The following is an 18,105-nucleotide window of genomic DNA, read 5'->3' as shown; positions in this document are numbered from 1 at the left end:
TTACATCCCCCGTCGGCGCGCGGCGATTCTCTGCAGCACGCTGAACACGCCGAGCGCGAGCAGCAGCCCCGCGACGACGCCGACCACGCCGAGCACCACCGGGTGCTGCGCCGCGTGCGTCCAGACGCGCGCGTACCACGGCACGAAGCCGACCACGTAAGGCTCGCCGACGCGCAGGCTGTCGACCTGCCCCGGCCGCACCAGCGCGAGGTCGCCCTGCAGCTGTGACACGAGGCCCGGCTTCTCGAACACGTCGAGCAGGTCGGCAAGACGCGTCTGGTCGGTGGCCGTCAGCGCCACGACGCTGCGGCCATGGCTGCCCGGCAGCTCGAACCCGGCCAGCGCCGCGAGCGAGCCCGTCTGTTCGATATGCGCGCCGCCGTCGGCCATGCCGATGCCGTTGCGCCAGCGCTCCTTCACCGAAAACGCGACACGCGTCGCGCCCGTGCCGGCCTGCTGGTCGATCGACAGCGGCAACGCCGCGCGCCAGTGCGACAGCAGCGGCGACGCGGGCGAGCCGTCGATCACGAGCAGGTCCTTGCGGCCCGCGAGCGCGGCGACGTCGCCGGGTCGCGCGACCTGCACGCGCAGCGCCGGGAAGCCGGTCCACTGCCCCATGTGGCCGAGCATCGTCAGGTAGGCTTCCAGTTCCTGCGGCGACGGCCGGTCCGGCATCACGACCGCCGTCTGCGACAGGTCGGCGAAGCGCGTGAACGGGAAACCGCTGTTCGCGAAGAACGCCAGGTTCGGCAATTGCGCGTAATGGACGAAGTGCGAGAAGTCGATCGTCGAATCCGGATCGATCGCCGCGCGCTGCGGCTCGGTCGCGGTGCTCGAGCAGAGCCCCGTCTTCTGCGAATCGAGCGTGAAGCGGAACTGCAGCTGGTTGCCGCTGCCGACGCGGAACGCCGGGATGTCGACATCGCTCGTCACGCGCCCTTCCGGCACCGACAGCAGCGGCAGTTGCATGCGCCCGCGCGCGTCTTCCGCGTGGGCCGGCCCGAGCCGGTACGACTTCACGAGTTGTTCGTTGATCTCGACGGCGAGCGTCGAGTTGTCCTGCACGGTCGGCGCCGTGTAGCGGTAGCGCAGCGTGATCGGCACGCCCGAGCCGTTCCACGAATGCAGATCGGCCGGCACGCGCAGGTTCAGCCGGATCGCGTCGGGCGACGTGCCGCGCACTTCGAGTTCGCGCGGATCCGACACCAATTCGCGGAACGCGATCGGCCGGTTCACCGGCAGCCAGCGCGGTGCGTCGTACGGCTTGCGCGGCGCGCCGAGATCCACGTGCGCGACCGTCGCTGCCGGGCCGGACAGCGCCGCGCGGCCGAGCACGAGCGCCGCGACCGCGTCGTCGACCTCGGCGGCCGTGCGGCCCGTCACGACCAGCAGCTTGCGGCCCGGCGCGGCCGGGTTGTCGGCGACGGCGAGCAACGGCCCGTTGACCGACGGCAGCGCGAGGCCGGCCGGCAACGTCGCGGCCGTGCCGACCACCACCGCCTGGTCGTCGGCCGGGAGCGTCGCTGCAACCGGGAAGCGCGCCTGCCGGTAGTCGGCCTGCGCACCGAACCACGACGCGAGCACGCCGGCGCTGCGCAGCGTCGCCGAGTCGGGCGACGCTGGCAGCACGAACGGCAGCCGCAGGAGCCCGTTGTCACGCCGGTCGAAGAACGGCGCGGGCAAGAGCGCGAGATCGTTCGGCAAGCGCACCGGCGACTCGTCGAGGATCAGTTCGCTCGTCGGGCTCACGTCGGCCCACAGCGCCGAGCTCGACGGATCCTCGCAGTGGTCGAGTGTGTAATGCGCGATCAGGCGCAGGCCGATCTGGTTGAAATCGGAGAAGTAGCGCGGATCGATCGGGATGTCCTGCGTGACCGTGCGGCCCGCGCGCGTCGCGTCGAACGGGACGGTCGCGACCACCTCGCCGTTCATCGACACCTTCAGGTGCGACATTGGGAAGACCAGCGACGGCGAATACGCGTAGGTCAGGCGCAGCCGCGCGCCGGTGACCACGCGGTCGAGCCGCACGCCCGCATTGATCGTGCGCGCGTCGTCGGCGCCGCGCAGGTGGACCGGATCGAACGCGCCGAGCGACGCGAACGGCAGGTGTACGGTCGTCGCGGGCAGGCCGGCGGACGCCGCGCTGGCGGCGCTCGGCATGGCCGCGAGCGGCGGCACGGCCGCGCCGCTGGCGGGCACCGGCACGGCCTGACTGCCGGCTGACGCCGAAGCGGCCGCAGCCGGCATGGGCGCGGCCGCCAGCGCGGCCGCATGGAACGCGCCGAACGTGGCGACCGACAGGACGAACAGCGACGCGGCCGGCTTCATGCGCGGCCCCGCATCGTCACGATCGTCCGGTCATCAAGCGCGCCGCAACCGACGCGCGCAAAGCAGCTATGCCCGTGAGTGCACATCCCCACTGCTTCCCCTCAAAGTCTGGCCTGAATGCATTTATCGAAACAACGCGGCGAATCATTTCGCTGCCGACTCGTAGGACAGCGCGCACCTGGCACCGGCGCTCGCACATTCGTCACACTATCTCAAAATCAAGACAAAACTCGCCCTGATTCGTGCTGACGAAGCGAAAAACAACTCAATCCGGTCGGAAATGCTGCGCGTCGCGATGGAATGGCAAGAGTTACACCGTTGCTGCCGGCCGGACCGACCGGCATACTCCCGGCGCTGCCGAACCGACGGCCCGGCGCCCCGGGAAACCGGCCGGATGCCGGCGGCGGCCCGTTGCGGGCCGCCCGGAACGCGCTGCCGCGTGAGCGGCGCGTATGCTACCGCAAGCTCGGGCCGCGCGCTGTGCTTTCTTCCTGGAAAACTGACTTGGATCAAATCGTCGACACCGCCACTCCGTCCCCCGACACGCTGCTGCGCATCATCGCCGCGCAAACCGAGATCGCGAAACTCGGCCTCGACCTCGGCAGTGTGATGGCTTACGTGACCGAGCAGGTGCCGCAGCTCACGGGCGCGAGCGGCGCGGCGGTCGAATTCGCCGAAGGCGACGACATGGTGTACCGCGCCGCGTCAGGCTCCGCCGCCGGGATGCTCGGGCTGCGGCTGCGCCGCTCGGGCAGCCTGTCCGGCCTGTGCGTGACGCGCGGCGAACTGCTGCACTGCAAGGATTCGGAATCCGACCCGCGCGTCGACCGCGATGCGTGCCGCCGCGTGGGGCTGCGCTCGATGCTGGTGATGCCGCTCACCCATGCGGACACGACGGTCGGCGTGCTGAAGGTGATGTCGCCGGACCTCGACGGTTTTTCGGCCGCCGATGCCGGGACGCTGCGGCTCACGGCCGACCTGATCGCCGCCGCGATGTTCCATGCGGCGCGCAACGAGGCCAACGAGTTGTACCTGCGCGCGACGCACGACGCGCTCACCGGCCTGCCGAACCGCGCGCTGTTCTACGACCGCCTGCGCCAGTCGATGCATACGGCGCTGCGCGCGAACGGCCGGCTCGGCATCCTCAACATCGACATGGACGGGCTCAAGCCGATCAACGACGACTACGGCCACCGCGCGGGCGACGCCGCGCTGCGTGCGATCGCCACGCGGATGCAGCGCGCCGTGCGGCGCTCGGACACGGTCGCGCGCGTGGGCGGCGACGAGTTCGCGGTGATCCTGCCGGACATCGGCAGCCGCGACGACGTCGATGCGCAACGCGCACGGCTCGCCCGGCAGGTCGGCGAGCCGTTCGAATTCGAGGGGCATCCGCTGCGGCTCGGCGTCAGTGTCGGCGTCGCGATACTGCCTGACGACGGCACCGACATGAACGCGCTGATCGAGCACGCGGACCAGGCGATGTACGCGGTGAAGCGCACGCGGACGCAGCGGGCGGCGCACGCATGACCCGCTTGGCCACCGCGAGCCGCGGCCGTCCGGGCCGGTCACGGATGGCTGACCAACCCGCGCGGGCGTCAAGCGCACTGCGCGCGCCGGGCGAGCGGCCGCGGCCGCGCGCCTCTCACGCGAAGAACGCGAAGTCCGGCAGGTCGAGCTCGTCGACGACGTGCGCGACGCGCGCAGAATGTTCGTGGCCGCGATGCAGCAGCACGATCGCACCACGGCAGCGCGGACCCGTCGCGGGCCCGTGACGATAGAGCGGCGTTTCGCCATCGCGCGTGATGAAGTCGGCCTCGCGGGCCGCGCTTGCGTTCATGCGGTCTCGCTCGTTTCGTTATTCGAATCATGCGGCGGCGCCCTCCGGCGCCGGTCCCACTACCGCCGTCAGCCGCCCGCTTCGGCGATCCCGGCCTGCACGCGCCGCACCACCGTCACGATCGACAGCACGATCAGCACGCGCCACAGCCACGCGGCGAGGCTGCCGACCGGCAGACCGAAACCGATCCACAGCGCGAACGCGCCGAGCGCGAGCGCGCGGTCGCTCTTGCCGAACGGGCCGTCGTAGCGGCGGGTCGCGCCGGCAAGCGGGCCGATCAGCCCCGCGCATTCGACGATGACCGCCGTCAGCGCGAACAGCCAGACGTCCGCCGCAGCGAACGCGGGAATCGCGAGAAACGGCAGCACGAGCGCGACGTCGGACACGACGTCGCCGAGCTCGTTCAGGTACGCACCGAGCGTGCTCTTCTGCCCGTGCTCGCGGGCAAGCATGCCGTCGATCGCGTTGAGCGCCATCCGCACGAACAGCCAGATCGGGATCAGCAGGAACAGCACGCGAGCGAACACGCCAAGCCCCGCGAGCGCGCCGACGACGATCGAGCCGCCGGCCGCGAACAGCGTGACCTGGTTGGCCGTGACGCCGCGTTCGGCAAGCGAATCCGCGAACGGACGCAGACGATTCTGGAATTTCGGTTTGAGTGCGTAGAGGCTCATCGTTTTATTGGTTCTTTGCGTTCGGACACGTTTGCGGCCCGGCCCCGGGCAGCGCACCCGTCGGCGGCGGCTTTCGACAGGTGGGCGTAATCGTCGCCGAGCGGTCCCCACGCGTCAAGCCGCACCCCGCTCCGTGCCACGCCGGGCAATCTGGCGTTTTCGACGGAAACTCGCGATAATCCGCTGGCCCGCGAGCGCAGCAATTCATTCGAACTGTGGCCGGGCGCGCGTGCAACAGCCGATTATCACGCCGTCGAACGGCGAATTCGCCGCGACGCAATACCCGCCGGTGCATCGTCCGATTATCGCGGCCCTGCAACAGGCAGCCACGAATTTGAAAAAACTTAAACAAGGGCCGACCGGCGCGCATCCTGCCGCACCGGCATTCCGGGATTCCGCCCGCCGCGCATGCGCGGCCGCGCGGGCATGCATGCAGGAGGCGCGGCGCCGATGAACATCCTGAACGTCTGGCAGCGCGATTTCCTGCTGTCGATCGTGCGGCTCGTCGCCGGCGCGTATCCGGTCTGGCATCAGGCGCCGCCTTCCCCGACGCAGAAGATCTACTTCTCGAACCATACGAGCCACATCGACACGCTCGCGATCCTCGCCGCGCTGCCGCGCGACGTGCGCGCGGTCGTGCGGCCCGTCGCCGCGCGCGACTACTGGGACAGCAGCAACGTGAAGCGTCACATCGCGCAGAAGCTGCTGAATGTCGTGCTGATCGACCGTCACCGCGAAAGCGGCGGCGACCCGCTGGACCCGGTGCGCGATGCACTACGGCAAGGCCACTCGATCATCATCTTTCCGGAAGGCACGCGCGGCGCCGAAGTCTTGCCGCAGCCGTTCAAGAGCGGCCTGTTCCATCTCGCGACCGAGTTTGCGGAGGTCGCGCTCGCGCCGGTCTATCTCGAGAACCTGCAACGCATCATGCCGAAGGGCGCGATCTGGCCCGTGCCGCTGATCTGCAAGGTGCACTTCGGTGCGAACGAGGCGCTCGGCGCCGGCGAAGACAAGCCGACCTTCCTCGCCCGCATGCGCGACGCGATCGTCGCGCTCGCGCCGCCGCAGCGGCCGGCCGGCTGAACGCGGCGCCCCTCTCTCTCCCTTTTCCGGACCTCTCCATGCGAACTCTCTTCTGGGAACTGGTCGCAGGCGTCACCGGCGTGCTGGTGCTCGCGACCGTGATCGGCGCGATCCTCGGCGCGCGCAGCGGCGGCACCAGCGCGACCATCGTCAACCTGAACCAGCGCATCCGCGCGTGGTGGGCGATGATCGCGATCATGGTCATCGCGATCAGCCTCGGCAACAACGTCACGTATCTGGTGTTCGCGCTGCTGTCGTACCTGACGCTGCGCGAATTCATCACGCTCACGCCGACGACCGCAAGCGACCACACGACGCTCTTCATCGCGTTCTTCATCGCGATTCCGGTGCAGTACCTGCTGCTCGGGATCAACTGGTACGGGATGTATTCGATCTTCGTGCCGGTGCACCTGTTCTTCGCGATGTCGCTGGTGTCGGCACTCACGCAGGACACGCGGGAATTCCTGAGCCGCAACGCGAAGATCAACTGGGCGCTGATGGTGTGCGTGTACGGGTTGAGCCATGCGCCGGCCGTGCTGATCCTCGACATCCCGCGCTACGCCGGGCAGAACGCGCTGCTGCTGTTCTTCTTCCTGTTCGTCGTGCAGATCAGCGACGTGCTGCAATACGTCGTCGGCAAGTTGTTCGGACGCCGCAAGATCGCGCCGCAGCTGTCGCCGTCGAAGACGATCGAGGGCTTCATCGGCGGCGGGCTGCTGGCCACGCTGTGCGGTGCATCGCTGTATCGCGTGACGCCGTTCAGCTTCGGCGCGGCGTTCGGGATCTCGCTCGCGATCGTGATCGCGGGCTTCGTCGGCGGGCTGGTGCTGTCGGCCGTGAAACGCTCGCTCGGCACCAAGGACTGGGGCTCGATGATCGCGGGCCATGGCGGGATGCTCGATCGCGTCGATTCGATCTGCTTCGCCGCGCCGGTGTTCTTCCACCTCGTGCGCTACGCGTACGTGTGATGCGCGGGCGGCGCCACGCCGCCCGGTTCCGATTGCTGCACGCTCGATCTCGCGCACGACGTCGTCGACGCCGCGCTGGACGCGGCCGGCTGCCCGCCCGACGCCTACTCTGCGGCCGGATCGACGTGCAGCGATTCCCCGATCGCATAGAAGTTGCCGCCCGCGATGTAGTGCAGGCTGCGCAGCGCCGGATCGGCCGATTCGAAATACCAGTGGCCGTCGCGAAACACCCGCGTGTCGGACCACGCCGCGACCACCTCCCCGATGAACAGGTCGTAGGTCTGCTGGTTGTGCGGCTCGGGAACCAGCCTGCACGCGAGCCAGCCCGAGCAGCCGGCGACGAACGGCAGGTCGTGGCCTTCGACGTCGAACAGCGTGACGCCCGCCTCGCGCAGCTTGTCCGGCCGCTCCGCGAGACTGTGCCTGCCGACCGCATGCGTGAGCTGCAGCTGCGCGGCCGTCGGCACCTGGATGACGAACGTCCCGCTACGCTCGACGAGCTCGCGCGTCTTCGCAGACTTGTCGAGCACGACCGTCAGCTTCGGCGGCAGGAAGTCGAGCGCGCAGGCCCATGCGGCGGCCATCACGTTGTCGACGCCGTCATGACGGGCCGATACGAGCACGGTCGGGCCATGGTTGAGAAGACGGTAGGCTTTCTTCAGCTCCACCGGAGCGATGTGAGTGTCCATGCGGGTTCCCTGGTGAGCGGCACGACGCGTGCCGGCCGAAGGCCGCATTCTCGCACCCGATGCCAATTGCCGCTGACGGTGAGCGCGCCGCATCACGCTCGCGCGATGCGCGCCATAACACACCCCGGTCTGCATCACGCGATTCAATTCATTAAATAATCAATTGATGAATCGACGACGAATGCGTCGCCATCGAAATTCGACCGAAAATCACGCGGAATTATCACGAATCCGGCAATGCACCAATCGCCCCACCCTGAAATTCAGATCGATTGATGCACAGTTCTCAATAATGTGAATCTCTCAATGGACCTTGCCGCAGCACGTGCATGTCTGCTTTACGTCACATCGAAGAATTTCATTTTTGCCGTTCGTCGGCGGCTCGGTAGTCTCCTGCCCATCCGGTTCAAGCAAGCCAATCGCAAGGAGATGAAATGAAACGCACGACCCTCTCGCTGATTTCGCTCGCATCGTTCGCGGCGATGCCCGCCGCGCATGCGCAGTCGAGCGTCACGCTGTATGGCGTGATCGACACGTCGATCACGTACGTGAATCACGCGCAGGGTAAGGACAATGCATGGATGCTCGGCAACAGCAGCGCGGGCAATCTTGCCGGCAGCCGCTGGGGCGTGAAGGGCACCGAGGATCTCGGCGGCGGGCTGAAGGCGCTATTCCAGCTCGAGAGCGGCTTCGACCCGAGCAGCGGCCGGCAGGGCCAGGGCGGCCGCCTGTTCGGCCGGCAGGCGTTCGTCGGGCTGTCGAGCGACCGCTACGGCACACTCACGTTCGGCCGCCAGTACGATCCGCTCGTCGACCTCGTGCAGGGCATCACCGCCGACAACTATCTCGGCAGCGTGTTCGCGACGCCGGGCGACGTCGACAACTACGACAACAGCTTCCGCGTCGACAACGCGGTGAAGTACACGTCGGCCGTGTATTCGGGCCTGCAGTTCTCGGCGATGTACTCGTTCGGAGGCATCGCCGGCAGCACCGGCGCCGCGCAGTCGTATTCGGCTGCCGTGTCGTACAACAATGGCCCGTTCAGCGTCGCGGGCGGCTACTTCCACGCGACCAACAGCCCCGCGTCGAACGGGCTGCGCAACGGCTGGACCAGCTCGTCGGACGGCACCTTCGACGGCCCGATCAATACCGGCTATGCGAGCGCGCACTCGATCGGCATCGCCCGCATCGCGGGCCAGTACGTCGCCGGCCCGTTCACGTTCGGCCTCGGCTACAGCAACGCGCAGTACCGCCGCGACGCGAGCTCGGTGTTCAACTCGAACGAGCACTACAACACCGGCCAGGGCTTCGTGAACTACCAGGCGACCAATGCGCTGCTCGTCGGCGTCGGCTACAGCTATACGCGCTCGGGCGGCGATACGTCGGCGACCTATCACCAGGTGTCCGCCGGCGCGGACTACAACCTGTCGAAGCGCACCGACGTGTACCTGACCGCCGCGTACCAGCACGCGAGCGGCCAGACGGGCGACGGCAACGGCGGGGCGATGGCCGCGCAGGCGTCGATCGGTTCGTACGGCTATGCGGGCACCAGCTCGCAGACGATGGTCAACCTGGGCCTGCGTCACCGCTTCTGATCGACGATGGCCGGTTGCGCGGCATCGCGTGGCCGGTCGATCGGTGCCGAATCGGGGATCGAGAAATCACCGACACGGCGGCTGCGGCCGCCGTCGTCGCTTCTACGGCCCGCGCACCGCCGGATGCGCCTCTCGTCATCCGCTTCGCTGCGCCATTCACTGCCGCCTCCGCGGCGCATCTGACGCGTGGCGTCAGTATTGCGACTGCGCGCGCCTGCCGGCATGCGCACGATTGCAGTCTTTTTTACCGATTCCGTCCTGCCGCGCGTCGATACCGGCGCCAACGAAAATGCGCGACACATGCGCCGGCAAATGCAAAGGAAAGTTTGACGCGAGCCATTTGACTGCGCGCTATGGCACACTTCGCGTCTGCGTAATTTCCTTGCACCGGGCGGCCGGATTCCGCCCCATCCTGCCATGCCGCGTCAGACTGCCCGTTCGATCAGCCACGCCACGCCGAAGATCGCCGCGACGATCGCGCTGTCGTGCGCGCTGCACGGATTCGCGCGTGCCGACTGCCTCGACGACGCGGCCACGTTCCAGAAGGTGAGTGTGAGCCTGCTGCGCGGCATCGCGCAGGTCGAATCGGGAATGAACCCGAATGCCGTCAACACCAACACGAACGGCACCGTCGACATCGGGCTGATGCAGATCAACAGCACGTGGCTGCCGACGCTCGCGCGCGAAGGCATCTCGCGGGAAAGCCTGTTCGATGCGTGCACCAACGCGTACGTCGGCGCGTGGATCCTGTCGCAGAACATACGACAGCTCGGCGCCAACTGGAACGCGATCGGCGCGTACAACTCCGCGTCGCCCGACAAGCGCCTCGCGTATGCCCGCAAGGTCTATGATGCAATCCGGACCATGCCGGATTCGCCGGATACTCCCATGCCCATCCTGCCACCCTCTTTCACGCCGCCGCAGCAGGTGCAGGCGTACAACCCGTTCGCGAGCCTGAGCGTGTCGGCACCGCCGGTCGCGCGTGCCCGCACGCTCGCGCCGGCCGCCCCGCCGCCGCAGCCGCAAGGCGGGCCCGCCGGCCCGGCCGGCACGTACAACTTCGGCTGGACGGTCACGGGTGCCGACCAGGCCAAGCCGACCCAGGTGTTCGACGACGGCGCGCGAATCTACGTGCAATTCAGCGACATGAAACACGTGCCGGCGATCTTCACCGAGACGTCGTCGGGCCGCGTGCTGATGTCGTGGGAGCTGCAGTTCCCGTATGCCGTTCTGACGCGTCCCGCGCAAACGTTAATCTTCCAGCTCGGGCCGTTCGAGGCGCGCGCGCAGCGCGGTGCGGCAGGGGCGACTGCGCAGGCAGGGGCTGGGGCGGGAGCGGCAGCGGGAACGCCGCGTTCAGGCGCGACGGCGGCAACGGCTGCCGCGGCACCGACCGTGAAGCACACTGCCAATGCGCTCTGGTATATCGATACGGCGTCGACGTCAGGATCGGCGGCGACCTCGAGTACGGCAAATACCTCGACGGCATCGACCACGTCGCAGACGCCCGCGACGTGGCCCACCGCCGTGACGTCGAACACGCCGCCCCCCGTCGCGACACCTCAAGCGCCGGCCGCGACGAAGCCGGCTGCACGCGTCAGCACCGACGCGCTCTGGTATATCTCGAAGTAACGCACGCACCGCCCAGCCGCATCACCCGCGCCGCACCCAGATCACCTTGCCGTCGCGAATGCCAAGGTCGCGGCGCTCCGGGCGATAGTCCATCGTGCCCGGCAACGACTGGCCGTCGCGCTCGAGCACGCGCCACAGGCAGCCGTCGAGCAGCGCGGCCGCCTCGCCCTCCGTCTTGCCGATCAGCGCATCGTCCGGCGCGGCGTCCGCCTTGCATGCGTTCACGGCGCCCGACGGAGCCGGGTTCGTCACTGCGCCTCCGGCGGTGGCGTTGCGGTGTTTCGTGTTCATATCCGCACATCCTGCGAAGGTTGCGCTCGCAACGAGTGCCACGAGCATCGCGATCGTTCTCTTCATCGGTATCTCCCTGTCGCGGCCCGGCGATTCACGTGCGGCATGCGTGCAAGGCCGGGTATCGCTTGCGTGATCGGCGCCGCGCGCCGCCGGCCCTATCCTGACGGATAGCAGCCGGCGAATGGCGGCGATGGACGACGCGGTCAAGCCGTTCAGGCGCACCGGCGTCGCAGGCCCGGCGCGACGCCGGACCCGCCCGCATGTTACCGCACGCGGTTCGCGGCGACGGCCCGGCACCGGCGCGTCATGTCCGGCACGCGCGCGCCGGCCCCCCGTTCAAAACCTGTAGGTCGCGCCGGCCATCCCGTAGTAGTTGCTGCGCGACTGGACGATCGGGCTGTCGCCATAGCGCCCGAGCAGGCGCGTCACGCCGCCCGTCGCGACGACCGACCAGTGCCGCGACAGGTTCCAGTGCCACGCGACCGACATCGTCGCGCTGTCGATCCCGCCGCTCGTCGAATATGGCCGGAAGCGGCTCGCCATCGACTGCGCGTCGGTCACGCCGTAGAACGTCTGCGTGTAGCGTCCGGTCCCGGCATGCACGCTGCCCGTCACGACGATCTCGTGCCGCGCGGTCTTGAACACCGGCACCGCGAGGTCGACATGCCCCGACACGCCGCGCAACGTATGCGTCACCGGGGTGTCGACCGACACGCTCAGCTCCGCCGCATCGAACAGCGTCAGCCCTGCCCGCACACCGACGAGCACCGAGCCGGGAATCCGGCCCATCCCCTTCAGGTAGTCCGAACCGGGCAGGTCGAAGCGGTTCTCGTCCGCGCGGCCCGCGTCGTAGCTCACCGCCGCCGACACGAACGCGCCGTGCGGGAGGTCCAGCCGATAGCCGGCGCCCGCGGTGCTGTCGATGAAGAAGCCGTTGCCGAACTTCGCGGAAAACCCCGGCGCGACGACGCCGCGATACTGGTTGCTCCCCTGGTAGCGTGGCGCGAACCCGCCGCCGAGCGAAAGCGAATACTGGTTTTCCGCATGGGCGGCGGCGGCAAGGGTCAGGCCGGCAAGCGGCACGCAATAACGGGAGCGGCGAAGGGTTGGGCGCACAATATTGAAATAAGAGTGACGGAGCCCGAAGTCTAGGTGCCGCCGTGCGCCGGGACTGTCCGGAATCTGCGGGGAATCTGTGCTCAATTGTGTTCGATTGTTCGCGATTGTCGCCTTGCTGCCCAGGCCGCCGGAACGCCGGATAGAATTCGCGTGCCGCGCCGCGCGCCCGCCTGCCGGGATGCGGGACGACGCGCGCGCATCGAGGAGACCATGTACGACAATCCGCTCAAATACCGTGTACTGCTGATCGAGGACGACGACCGCCTCGCGCAGCTCGTGCGCGAATACCTCGACAACTACGAATTCGCGGTGACGGTCGTGCGACGCGGCGATCTGGCGGTCGCGGCGGTGCGCGAACACCAGCCCGCGCTCGTGATCCTCGACCTGATGCTGCCGAACCTCGACGGGATGGAAGTGTGCCGGCGCATTCGCGCGTTCACCAACGTCCCGGTGCTGATTCTCACCGCGCGCGCGGACGTCTACGATCAGGTCGCGGGCCTCGAAACCGGTGCCGACGACTACGTGACGAAGCCGATCGAGCCGCGGGTGCTGGTGGCGCGCGCCCGCGCGCTGCTGCGCCGCGCGCAGCCGGCCGCGACGGACAGGCCCGCTGCCGCGCCCGAAGCGCTGGTATTCGGAGAACTGACGATCTCGCCGCCGAACCGCACCGTCACATGGCGCGGCGATCCTGTCGACCTGAAGACGGCCGAGTTCAACCTGCTGCTGATCCTCGCGCGCGCGGCCGGCACCGTGCTGAGCCGCGACGACATCCTGAAGCAGTTGCGCGGGATCGAGTTCGACGGGCTCGACCGCTCGGTCGATTCCGGCATCTCGAAGCTGCGCCGCCGCTTCGAGGATGCGTCGTCGGAGCCGCACAAGATCAAGACGATCTGGGGCCGCGGCTACCTGTTCAGCCCTTCCGCGTGGGACGAATAAATGCTGCGCCCGTTGATCAGGCTGTACCTCATCGTGATCCTGTGCGTCGCCGGATCGATCGCGTTCATCCAGTTCTCGTTCGACCGGATCTTCTATGATCGCGTCGCGCAGGCGCAGCGCGATTCGCTGACGACCTACGCGTTCGTGCTGAACGATTATCTGGAGCGTCATCCGGGCGCGCAGCGCATGCTCGCGCTGCGCGAACTCGCGAAGCACGGCAACGAAGGATTCGGCTTCATGACGATGGCCGACGCCCGCGCGCAGTTGAGCGGCACACCGCTGCGCGATCTCGACGCGGGCCGGATCGCGATCAGCTACGACGCCAAGGATTACTACATACCGCTCGCGGACGGGTCCGTGCTGCATGCGCGCCCGACCGAGGCGGCCGATCTCGACATCAAGATCTACGCGTACCTGCTGCTCGCGCTCGCCGCGCTGTTCGCCGTGGTGCTGTGGATCTCGTATCACTGGCGCGACCTGCGCAAGCTGCAGGCCGCCGCGCACGCGTTCGGCGCGGGCAAGCTGTCGACGCGCGTGAAGCTGTCCGGGCGATCGAACATCTACGAGCTGTCGCAGCAGTTCAACGACATGGCCGAGCGGATCGAGGCGTCGATCAAGCAGCAGCGCGAAATGATGCATGGCATCTCGCATGAGCTGAAGACGCCGCTCGCGCGCCTCGAATTCGGGCTCGCGCTGCTCGCCGAATCCGACGAGAGCGGGCGGATGCGTGAACGCCGCGACGAACTTCGACGCGACGTGCGCGAACTCGACGGTCTCGTGACCGAGCTGCTGACGATCGGGCGGCTCGAACAAGGCGCAAGCGAGCTCGCGCCGATGGACGTCGTCGTCGATGCGCTGATCGACAGTGTGGCCGGCAACGTCGCGAACGACGTCGCCGACCGCGGCCTCACGCTCGGCGTGTCGACGAGCGGCGCCCCTGCCTCGCATGTGTGCGATCCGAAGCTCGTCGCACGCGCGCTGCTGAACCTGATCCGCAACGGCGCGCGTTATGCGTCGCGCACCGTCCTGCTGTCCGCGACGCACGATGCGTCCGGCGCGCTGGTGCTGAGCGTCGACGACGACGGTCCCGGCATTCCGGTCGCCGAACGCGCGCGCGTGTTCGAACCGTTCCAGCGGCTCGACTCGAGCCGCGACCGGCAGACCGGCGGATTCGGGCTCGGGCTCGCGATCGTGCGACGCGTCGCGCTCGTGCACGGCGGCGACGTGCGGCTCGAGGATTCGCCGCTCGGCGGCGCACGCTTCGTGATTACTCTGCCGCCCCGGGCGTTGCCGGACTTCCTCGGCGACGCACCGGAGAATACGGCACGTGGCCGGGCTGGCCGCGCATCGTCGATTTCACTGCGCGAATGAATGCAAGCGGGGCGTCGCCGCCCCCCTCACCCGCCGCTCCTGAACGCCGGCAGCTGCTGCCCGAGCCGCGCGCCCATTTCCGCGCCGAGCGCCTGCAGCGCGTTGAACGGACGGATCATCACCTCGAATTCGACGATCCGTCCGTCGGCGTCGAAGCGGATCATGTCGATCCCCTTCAGCCGCTTGTCGCCGACCGTCGCACTGAATTCCAGCACGACGCTCGTGCCGTCGTCGTCGGCGAACGCGCGGTGATATTCGAAGTTCTCGAGGATCGTGAGCACCGTGCGCAGCGCGAGCAACAGTGCGGGCGCCGGCCCGTACGGCTTGAACGCCATCGGCGAACGGAACACGGCATCCGGATGGACGATCGTGTCGAGCGCGCTGAAATCCTTGCGCGCGAGCATCGCGTGCCACGCAGCAAGCGATGCCGCGACGGCGGGCTGCAGATTCGACAGGGATTGCATGGTCAGCGACTCCGGTAACGTTACAGGAAAGGTCCTCGATCGAAGGCGATGCCCGGGCGGGCCGCCGCCGCGTGAACCGGCACCGGCTTGATCACGCGTCCGGCAGGATCACGACCTTGCCCTTGACCTGCCGGTTCGCCATGCGCGCAATGGCGTCGGCCGCACCCGCGAGCGGCACGCGCTCGGTGATCGCGGGCCGCACCTTGCCGGCCGCGAACCATTGCGCGAGCTGGCGCATGTTCGCCGCATGCTGCGCCGGGTCGCGCCGCACCGCATCGCCCCAGAACACGCCCAGGATGTCGCGTTCCTTGAGCAGTGCAAGGTTCAGCGCGATCTTCGGAATTTCGCCGGCTGCGAACCCGACCACGAGGAACCGGCCGCGCCACGCGGTCGCGCGCAGCGCGGCCTCGCTGTACGCACCGCCGACCGGATCGTAGACGACGTCCGCGCCGCGTCCGCCGGTCAGTTCGTCGACGCGGCGCCGCAGGTCCTCGGTCGCATAGTCGATCGTGTCGTCGGCGCCGGCTTCGCGGCATAGCGCCAGTTTGTCCGCGCTCGACGCGGCCGCGATCACGCGCGCGCCCAGCGCCTTCGCGATCTCGATCGCGGCGAGCCCGACACCGCCGCCCGCGCCCAGCACCAGCAGCGTCTCGCCCTGCTGCAGGCGCGCGCGCTGCTGCAGCGCATGCAGCGACGTGCCATACGCCAGCACCAGCGCCGCGCCCTGCTCGAACGTCATCCCCGGCGGCAGCGCCGCGATCTGGTGCACGTCGGCCACGCACTGCGCGGCGAAGCCGCCGTGGCCGGTGAACGCGACCACCTCGTCGCCCGGCCGCCAGGCGCTCACGCCGTCGCCGACCGCGTCGATCACGCCGGCGAATTCGGCGCCGGGCGAGAACGGCAATGCCGGCTTCACCTGATACAGCCCCTGGACGATCAGCGCATCGGGGAAATTGAGCGACGCCGCCTTCACGCGAATCCGCACCTGACCGGCGGCCGGTTCGGGAATCGCGACGTCCTCGATACGCAAGCGGTCGATCGGGCCGAATGCGGTACACAACAGCGCTTTCATGCTCTCCATTCTCCTTGCGCGACGTCGCCGCGCATCGATACGGCAGCGGGACGCGCCCGCGCGACCGGCGCGCGGCGCAGGCCAGGCGGCCCGCACCGCGACACCTTCATCCGTGCGGCGCGACGCTCAGAACCACGCGTCGCGCATGTCGAGCGTCGTCGTATCGACGCTCGCCAGCAGGTCGAGCTGCGCATCCACCTTCGGCAGTTCCCAGCGAAAGAAGTATCGCGCGGCGGCTCGCTTGCCGTCGTGAAAATCGTCATCGCGTCCGCGCGCGGCGAGCGTCACGTCGAGCCACAGCCACGCGACGACCAGATGGCCGAACGCCTCCAGATAGACGCTCGCATTCGCGAGCCGCACCTGCGGATCGCCGAGCGCGGCCAATGCGCGCGTGACGTCGACGAGCCGTGCCCAGCGCGGCGCCAGCGCATCGGCATGCGCGCGCGTATCGCCATCCGCCGCCCGCGCGCGTTCGAGCGTCGTTTCGATACGTGCATCGAGCGTGCGCAGCAGCGCGCCGTCGTCCTGACCGACCTTGCGGCCCAGCAGGTCGAGCGCCTGGATGCCGTGCGTGCCTTCGTGGATCGGGTTCAGGCGGTTGTCGCGATAGAGCCGCTCGACCGGATAGTCGCGCGTATAGCCATATCCGCCGTGCACCTGGATCGCGAGATCGTTGGCCGCGAGACACCACTGCGACGGCCAGCTTTTCGCGATCGGCGTCAGGATGTCGAGCAGGCGCGCGGCCTCGGCGCGCACCGCCGCATCGCCGTGCGCGCGCGCTTCGTCGACGAGCCGCGCGCAATACAGGATCAGCGCGAGCCCGCCTTCGACGTACGCCTTCTGCGCGAGCATCATGCGTCGCACGTCCGGGTGCGCGACGATCGGCGTCTGTGGCGCCGCCGCGTCCTTGCCGGCCGGTCCCAGCGGACGCCCCTGCGGCCGGTTGCGCGCATAGTCGAGCGCATGCAGGTAACCGGTGTAACCGAGCGCCACCGCACCCGCGCCGACACCGATGCGCGCCTCGTTCATCATGTGGAACATGTAAGCGAGGCCGTGATTGGGCTCGCCGACTAGATAGCCGATCGCACCGGCGCGCCCCTGCGGACGATGGCGCGTGCCTTCGCCGAAGTTCAGCAGGCAGTTGGTCGTGCCGCGATAGCCCATCTTGTGATTCAGGCCCGCAAGCACCACGTCGTTGTGCTCGCCGTGAGCGGCGCCGTCCTCGGCCGGCAGATACCTGGGGACGATGAACAGCGAGATGCCGCGCGTGCCGGGCAGCAGCCGCCCCTGTTCGTCGGGAATCTTCGCGAGCACGAGGTGAACGATGTTCTCCGCCAGTTCGTGCTCGCCACCCGAAATCCACATCTTGTTGCCGGTGATCCGGTAGCGCGGGCCGAGCGGCGACGCGCGCTCGAAGTCGGCACGCGTGACGATGTCCGACAGCGACGAACCGGCCTGCGGCTCGGACAGGCACATCGTGCCGAAGAAGCGCCCTTCCAGCTCGGGACGCGCGAACGCGTCGATCTGCGCGGGGCTGCCGTGCGCGAGCAGCAGGTTCGCGTTCGCGACGGTGAGGAACGGATACGCGGCGGTCGCGATGTTCGCGGCCTGGAAGAACAGGAACGATGCGGCTTCGATGAGTTTCGGCAGCCGCATCCCGCCGAATGCTTCGTCCTGGCCCGCGGCGATCAGGCCGGCGGCGGCGAAGGCCCGCACCGCCGGCTCGACCTCGGGAATCAGCGTCACGCGCTCGCCGTCGAACCGCGGCTCCTCGCGGTCGCCGCGCGCCGCGTGCGGCGCGAACAGGTCTGCCGCGATCCGCTCGCTGGTGTCGAGCACCGCATCGAACGTCTCGCGGCTGTGCTCCGCATAGCGCGGCAGCGCGGCGAGCGCCTCCGCATCGAGCCAGTCGTACAGCAGAAACGCGAGATCGCGTCGCGACATCAGCAGGCTCATCGCGACGCCCTCCATGCGGCCGGCACGCCCCGCTTGGTCCTCGGGTGCTCGATCGATGCATGCTCCATCACGTCTGTCTCCTGTCGG

16 protein-coding genes and 1 pseudogene are annotated in these 18,105 nt (G+C 68.6%); 8 read left to right on the top strand and 9 right to left on the bottom strand.

Features of this window, described 5'->3' with window-relative positions:
* Entirely contained in the window at window positions 1-2,328 is a 2,328-nt protein-coding gene (bcsB, locus tag ACT2FV_RS23555; protein WP_174919705.1) for a cellulose biosynthesis cyclic di-GMP-binding regulatory protein BcsB, read from the bottom strand.
* Between the two features lie 504 nt (window positions 2,329-2,832).
* Here bcsB and ACT2FV_RS23550 point away from each other — a divergent pair.
* Entirely contained in the window at window positions 2,833-3,855 is a 1,023-nt protein-coding gene (locus ACT2FV_RS23550; RefSeq protein ID WP_151052047.1) for a sensor domain-containing diguanylate cyclase, read from the top strand.
* 37 nt (window positions 3,856-3,892) lie between these two features.
* On the opposite strand, the pseudogene ACT2FV_RS23545 reads toward ACT2FV_RS23550, so the two are convergent.
* Window positions 3,893-4,165: pseudogene (locus ACT2FV_RS23545) on the bottom strand (serine aminopeptidase domain-containing protein); the annotation flags it as partial.
* Window positions 4,166-4,233: 68 nt separating this feature from the next.
* Window positions 4,234-4,839 (bottom strand): CDP-alcohol phosphatidyltransferase family protein, encoded by a 606-nt coding sequence (locus ACT2FV_RS23540; protein ID WP_124903658.1) that lies wholly within the window; start codon window positions 4,837-4,839, stop codon window positions 4,234-4,236.
* A gap of 229 nt (window positions 4,840-5,068) precedes the next feature.
* On the opposite strand from ACT2FV_RS23540, the gene ACT2FV_RS23535 reads away from it, so the two are divergent.
* The 3 genes from ACT2FV_RS23535 to ACT2FV_RS23525 are packed head-to-tail and all read left to right on the top strand — an operon-like array spanning window position 5,069 to window position 6,890.
* Window positions 5,069-5,293, top strand: a complete 225-nt coding sequence (locus ACT2FV_RS23535) for a hypothetical protein (protein WP_239007135.1) — start codon at window positions 5,069-5,071, stop codon at window positions 5,291-5,293.
* Window positions 5,290-5,922: a lysophospholipid acyltransferase family protein gene (locus tag ACT2FV_RS23530; protein WP_151052043.1), complete on the top strand. Its 633-nt coding sequence runs from the start codon at window positions 5,290-5,292 to the stop codon at window positions 5,920-5,922. The genes ACT2FV_RS23535 and ACT2FV_RS23530 overlap by 4 nt, the downstream gene beginning before the upstream one ends.
* 38 nt (window positions 5,923-5,960) lie before the next feature.
* Window positions 5,961-6,890 carry a phosphatidate cytidylyltransferase gene (locus ACT2FV_RS23525; protein WP_124626602.1) on the top strand — a complete coding sequence of 310 codons (930 nt, stop codon included), beginning with the start codon at window positions 5,961-5,963 and terminating at the stop codon, window positions 6,888-6,890.
* Window positions 6,891-6,994: 104 nt separating this feature from the next.
* Here ACT2FV_RS23525 and ACT2FV_RS23520 read toward each other — a convergent pair whose 3' ends face one another.
* Window positions 6,995-7,579, bottom strand: coding sequence for a flavin reductase family protein (locus ACT2FV_RS23520; RefSeq protein WP_444504910.1), 585 nt, complete (start codon window positions 7,577-7,579; stop codon window positions 6,995-6,997).
* Between the two features lie 434 nt (window positions 7,580-8,013).
* On the opposite strand from ACT2FV_RS23520, the gene ACT2FV_RS23515 reads away from it, so the two are divergent.
* Together ACT2FV_RS23515 and ACT2FV_RS23510 are read left to right on the top strand one after the other, a co-directional pair.
* Window positions 8,014-9,174, top strand: a complete 1,161-nt coding sequence (locus ACT2FV_RS23515; protein WP_226114049.1) for a porin — start codon at window positions 8,014-8,016, stop codon at window positions 9,172-9,174.
* A 417-nt stretch (window positions 9,175-9,591) separates the two neighbouring features.
* Window positions 9,592-10,806 carry a lytic transglycosylase domain-containing protein gene (locus tag ACT2FV_RS23510; RefSeq protein WP_124626606.1) on the top strand — a complete coding sequence of 405 codons (1,215 nt, stop codon included), beginning with the start codon at window positions 9,592-9,594 and terminating at the stop codon, window positions 10,804-10,806.
* Between the two features lie 21 nt (window positions 10,807-10,827).
* Here ACT2FV_RS23510 and ACT2FV_RS23505 read toward each other — a convergent pair whose 3' ends face one another.
* Both ACT2FV_RS23505 and ACT2FV_RS23500 read right to left on the bottom strand, forming a co-directional pair.
* A complete protein-coding gene (locus tag ACT2FV_RS23505) occupies window positions 10,828-11,163 on the bottom strand; it encodes a hypothetical protein (RefSeq protein WP_124626607.1) in 336 nt (111 codons plus the stop codon).
* A gap of 273 nt (window positions 11,164-11,436) precedes the next feature.
* Window positions 11,437-12,183 carry a MipA/OmpV family protein gene (locus ACT2FV_RS23500; protein WP_444504909.1) on the bottom strand — a complete coding sequence of 249 codons (747 nt, stop codon included), beginning with the start codon at window positions 12,181-12,183 and terminating at the stop codon, window positions 11,437-11,439.
* Between the two features lie 246 nt (window positions 12,184-12,429).
* Here ACT2FV_RS23500 and ACT2FV_RS23495 point away from each other — a divergent pair, with 246 nt between their 5' ends.
* Both ACT2FV_RS23495 and ACT2FV_RS23490 read left to right on the top strand, forming a co-directional pair.
* Window positions 12,430-13,155, top strand: a complete 726-nt coding sequence (locus ACT2FV_RS23495) for a response regulator (RefSeq protein WP_059606429.1) — start codon at window positions 12,430-12,432, stop codon at window positions 13,153-13,155.
* A complete protein-coding gene (locus ACT2FV_RS23490; RefSeq protein WP_444504908.1) occupies window positions 13,156-14,526 on the top strand; it encodes an ATP-binding protein in 1,371 nt (456 codons plus the stop codon). It begins immediately after the preceding gene.
* Between the two features lie 26 nt (window positions 14,527-14,552).
* Here the strand turns inward: ACT2FV_RS23490 and ACT2FV_RS23485 are convergent, their stop codons facing one another.
* The 3 genes from ACT2FV_RS23485 to ACT2FV_RS23475 form a co-directional block, all read right to left on the bottom strand.
* Window positions 14,553-14,990: a nuclear transport factor 2 family protein gene (locus tag ACT2FV_RS23485; protein WP_059606426.1), complete on the bottom strand. Its 438-nt coding sequence runs from the start codon at window positions 14,988-14,990 to the stop codon at window positions 14,553-14,555.
* 91 nt (window positions 14,991-15,081) lie between these two features.
* On the bottom strand, window positions 15,082-16,062 hold the full coding sequence (locus ACT2FV_RS23480; RefSeq protein WP_059606595.1) for an NADPH:quinone oxidoreductase family protein: 981 nt from the start codon (window positions 16,060-16,062) through the stop codon (window positions 15,082-15,084).
* Between the two features lie 126 nt (window positions 16,063-16,188).
* A complete protein-coding gene (locus ACT2FV_RS23475) occupies window positions 16,189-18,018 on the bottom strand; it encodes an acyl-CoA dehydrogenase (protein ID WP_444504907.1) in 1,830 nt (609 codons plus the stop codon).
* Window positions 18,019-18,105: the final 87 nt, after the last annotated feature.

Source organism: Burkholderia sp. PR2 (genome assembly GCF_052372875.1).
Classification (GTDB): Bacteria; Pseudomonadota; Gammaproteobacteria; order Burkholderiales; family Burkholderiaceae; genus Burkholderia; species Burkholderia diffusa.
The sequence above is the reverse complement of the archived record's forward strand: the minus strand, read 5'-3'. Positions and strand labels throughout refer to the sequence as shown.

What these genes read in the sequence shown, in the direction of transcription:
- ACT2FV_RS23515 (WP_226114049.1), top strand. Translation starts at nt 8,014, where the DNA reads ATGAAACGCACGACCCTCTCGCTGATTTCGCTCGCATCGTTCGCGGCG.
- ACT2FV_RS23520 (WP_444504910.1), bottom strand. Translation starts at nt 7,579, where the DNA reads ATGGACACTCACATCGCTCCGGTGGAGCTGAAGAAAGCCTACCGTCTT.
- ACT2FV_RS23530 (WP_151052043.1), top strand. Translation starts at nt 5,290, where the DNA reads ATGAACATCCTGAACGTCTGGCAGCGCGATTTCCTGCTGTCGATCGTG.
- ACT2FV_RS23475 (WP_444504907.1), bottom strand. Translation starts at nt 18,018, where the DNA reads ATGAGCCTGCTGATGTCGCGACGCGATCTCGCGTTTCTGCTGTACGAC.
- ACT2FV_RS23480 (WP_059606595.1), bottom strand. Translation starts at nt 16,062, where the DNA reads ATGAAAGCGCTGTTGTGTACCGCATTCGGCCCGATCGACCGCTTGCGT.
- ACT2FV_RS23490 (WP_444504908.1), top strand. Translation starts at nt 13,156, where the DNA reads ATGCTGCGCCCGTTGATCAGGCTGTACCTCATCGTGATCCTGTGCGTC.
- ACT2FV_RS23505 (WP_124626607.1), bottom strand. Translation starts at nt 11,163, where the DNA reads ATGAAGAGAACGATCGCGATGCTCGTGGCACTCGTTGCGAGCGCAACC.
- ACT2FV_RS23510 (WP_124626606.1), top strand. Translation starts at nt 9,592, where the DNA reads ATGCCGCGTCAGACTGCCCGTTCGATCAGCCACGCCACGCCGAAGATC.
- ACT2FV_RS23485 (WP_059606426.1), bottom strand. Translation starts at nt 14,990, where the DNA reads ATGCAATCCCTGTCGAATCTGCAGCCCGCCGTCGCGGCATCGCTTGCT.
- bcsB (WP_174919705.1), bottom strand. Translation starts at nt 2,328, where the DNA reads ATGAAGCCGGCCGCGTCGCTGTTCGTCCTGTCGGTCGCCACGTTCGGC.
- ACT2FV_RS23540 (WP_124903658.1), bottom strand. Translation starts at nt 4,839, where the DNA reads ATGAGCCTCTACGCACTCAAACCGAAATTCCAGAATCGTCTGCGTCCG.
- ACT2FV_RS23525 (WP_124626602.1), top strand. Translation starts at nt 5,961, where the DNA reads ATGCGAACTCTCTTCTGGGAACTGGTCGCAGGCGTCACCGGCGTGCTG.
- ACT2FV_RS23495 (WP_059606429.1), top strand. Translation starts at nt 12,430, where the DNA reads ATGTACGACAATCCGCTCAAATACCGTGTACTGCTGATCGAGGACGAC.